Genomic DNA, 2983 nt, shown 5'->3' on the forward strand with positions numbered 1-2983 from the left:
CGGGGGCCGGTGGCGAGCAGATTGACGAGCGAGTACTCGAGATCGGTGCGGTCGGCGGCCGTCCAGCGCGGGTCCGGGACGAGCGCGTCACCGGATCCGGAGAGGAAGAACAGGTCCCGTTGCGCGTAGGTCGACAAGAACTCGGCCTTCTCGATCACCACCCCGGGCGGCAGTTCGTCGATGCGCCACTGGCCGTCGGTGCGGGTCAGGCCGATGGTGACCTCGAGTTGGCCGACGTCCTCGCGGAAGATGCCGCCGGGGTCGAGGGTGCCGACCTTCTCCGCACGCAGCGTGTACTCGGCGCGGTCGGCCGACCGGCCGCCCTCGGCGCTGAGGTCGGCGCGCAGCACGATGATGGTCTCCGCGAGGTCGTCCCAGTTCTCGGCGGCGTCCGGGGTGAGGAACTGACGGGCGGCGGCGTGCCGCTGATCGGCGATCGCCGCGGCCTTGAGGAAGTCGCGGACCAGGAGGTCCGGTTCCTGGTCCGGTACCGGCGTGGGGACCGACAGTTCGCTGCCCTCCGGCGAGAAGGTGTCGATGACCTGGGGGGACGACGACGAGGGCAGCGTGGCGCACCCGGTCGCCGCCAGCCCGGTCGCGCAGGCCAGCGCCACCGACACGAGCAGGGACCGGGGCCGGGGCCGGGTCATCGCCGGCTCTCCCCTGCCCCGGGGACCCGCTCGAGGGGGGTCGGCGAGCCGGTACGCACGAGCCTGGCCTCGTCCTCGGGGGTGAGGGGCAGCGGGCTGGAGGTGAGGGTGCCGCCGCGGCGCCGCGGGATGGTCAAACGGAAGCAGGACCCCTCCCCCGGGCTGCCCCAGCAGTCCAGCCGGCCCCCGTGGAGCTTGGCGTCCTCGAGGGCGATCGCCAGGCCGAGCCCGGTGCCGCCGGAACGTCGCACCCGTGAGGGGTCGGCGCGCCAGAAGCGGTTGAACACCCGGGTCTCCTCCCCGGGTTTGAGCCCCACCCCGTGGTCGCGGACCGAGACGGCGAGGGCGGCGTCCGAACACCGCAGGGTGACCTTCACCGGCTTGGACTCACTGTGGTCGAGCGCGTTCGCCACGAGGTTGCGCAGGATCCGCTCGACGCGCCGCGAGTCGACCTCGGCCATGACCGGCTCGTCGGGCATGTCGACCTCGACCTCCACCCCGGCGGCCTCCGCGATGTGGGCCACGGTGCCGACCGAGTCCGCGACGGAGGTACGCACGTCCATCTCGGCCGTCGCGAGCTCGGCCATGCCGGCGTCGTGGCGGGAGACCTCGAGCAGGTCGGTGAGCAGGCTCTCGAACCGGTCGAGTTCGGATTCGAGCAGCTCCACCGCGCGTTTGGCGGGGGCGTCCAGGTCGGCGGCGGAGTCGGAGATGATGTCCGCCGCCATCCGGACGGTGGTCAGCGGGGTGCGTAGCTCGTGGGAGACATCTGAGGTGAACCGCTTCTGCAGGTCACCGAACTCCTCGAGCTGGGTGATCTGGTCCGACAGGCTCTGCGCCATGTCGTTGAACGCCATGGCCAGGCGCGCGACGTCGTCCTCGCCGCGGATGACCATCCGTTCCTTGAGGTGGCCGTTGGCGAAGCGCTGGGCGATGGAGGCCGCCTGCCGCACGGGCAGGACGACCTGCCGGGCCACTATCCACGCGATCGCCGCGGACAGGACGATGATCGCCAGGCCCGCCGTGGCGACGATCCCCCGCATGATCCCGAGGGTCTGTTCCTCCGCGGTGAGCGGGTAGACGAGGTACAGCTCGAGTCCGGGGATGGAGGAGTCCGTCGGCGTGCCGAGCATGAGCGCCTTGACCTGCTCGCCACGGAAGTCGACGGTGACGTACTGGGAGGCGATCCTGCCCCGCTGGACCAGGGACTGCAGCTCCGGTGGCACCTGCGCCCCGGAGGGGCTGACCACCTGGCCGCGGCCGGTCTGGTCCGGCACCACGAGGATCGGGTCGAAGGTGCCGGCGTGGACGGAGTCCCCGTCGGAGGCGAGTCCGCGGTCGCTGATGGCGCTCCGCGCCTGGTCGATCCGGGACTGCTCGCTCGTGCCCTCGTCGGTGGCGGCGATCTGCGCCTGCACCGTGAGGCGGAGCCTGCTGGCCTGCTCGATGGCCGCATCGAGTTTGGTCGACAGCAGCTGGGCGGCCATCTGGCTCTGCAACATGAACGCGATCGTGAGGATCACGCCCATCGACAGCGCCAGCGTGGAGGTGACGACCCGCAGCTGCAGCGACCGCCGCCACAGCCGCGCGATCCGACCGCCGATGGCGGCCGGGTCGAGTTCGGACAGTCGCTCCCGGAAGGTCGGTGACGAGTCGGTCACGTCCCGGGTGTCGGGCTCGTCCCCGGTGGACGCCACCGCGTCGTCGGGACGAGCGGTGGTCACGAGACCGGACCGGCCTTGTAGCCGACGCCGCGCACGGTGAGGACGACCTCCGGGTTCTCGGGGTCCTTCTCGATCTTCGCCCGCAGGCGCTGGACGTGGACGTTGACCAGCCGGGTGTCGGCCGAGTGGCGGTAGCCCCACACGTGTTCGAGCAGGACCTCACGCGTGAACACCTGGCGGGGCTTGCGGGCCAGTTCCACCAGGAGGTCGAACTCGAGCGGGGTGAGCGGGATCGGCGTGCCCTCGCGGGTGACCGTGTGCGCGGGGACGTCGATCGTCACGTCGCCGATGTGCAGGACCTCGCTGGGCTCGTCCTCGCCGCGACGCAGGCGGGCCCGGATGCGGGCCACCAGCTCCTTCGGCTTGAAGGGCTTCATGATGTAGTCGTCCGCGCCGGACTCCAGGCCGAGCACCACGTCGACGGTGTCCGTCTTGGCCGTGAGCATGACGATCGGCACCCGGGACTCGGCGCGGATCTCGCGGCACACGTCGATCCCGCTCTTGCCCGGCAGCATGAGGTCCAGCAGAACCAGGTCGGGCTGCACCGCGCGGAACGTCTCGATGGCCCGGACTCCCTCGCCGACGATCTCGGTCTCGAACCCCTCGCCC

At 71.4% G+C, this 2983-nt stretch carries 3 protein-coding genes; all 3 read right to left on the reverse strand.

The window, feature by feature from the left end; genetic code table 11:
- A partial coding sequence (locus tag G6023_RS03065) for an LpqB family beta-propeller domain-containing protein (RefSeq protein WP_472986415.1) occupies window positions 1-650 on the reverse strand: 650 nt, incomplete at its 3' end.
- The gene (mtrB, locus tag G6023_RS03070) at window positions 647-2374 is read right to left on the reverse strand and encodes an MtrAB system histidine kinase MtrB (RefSeq protein WP_182634055.1); all 1728 of its coding nucleotides are present in this window, start codon (window positions 2372-2374) and stop codon (window positions 647-649) included. The genes mtrB and G6023_RS03065, both read right to left, overlap by 4 nt.
- Window positions 2371-2983: MtrAB system response regulator MtrA (gene mtrA / locus G6023_RS03075; RefSeq protein ID WP_182634056.1), on the reverse strand; the 613-nt coding region annotated here is incomplete at its 5' end. The genes mtrB and mtrA, both read right to left, overlap by 4 nt.

The organism is Dietzia sp. DQ11-71 (assembly GCF_014144995.1).
GTDB lineage: Bacteria > Actinomycetota > Actinomycetes > Mycobacteriales > Mycobacteriaceae > Dietzia > Dietzia kunjamensis.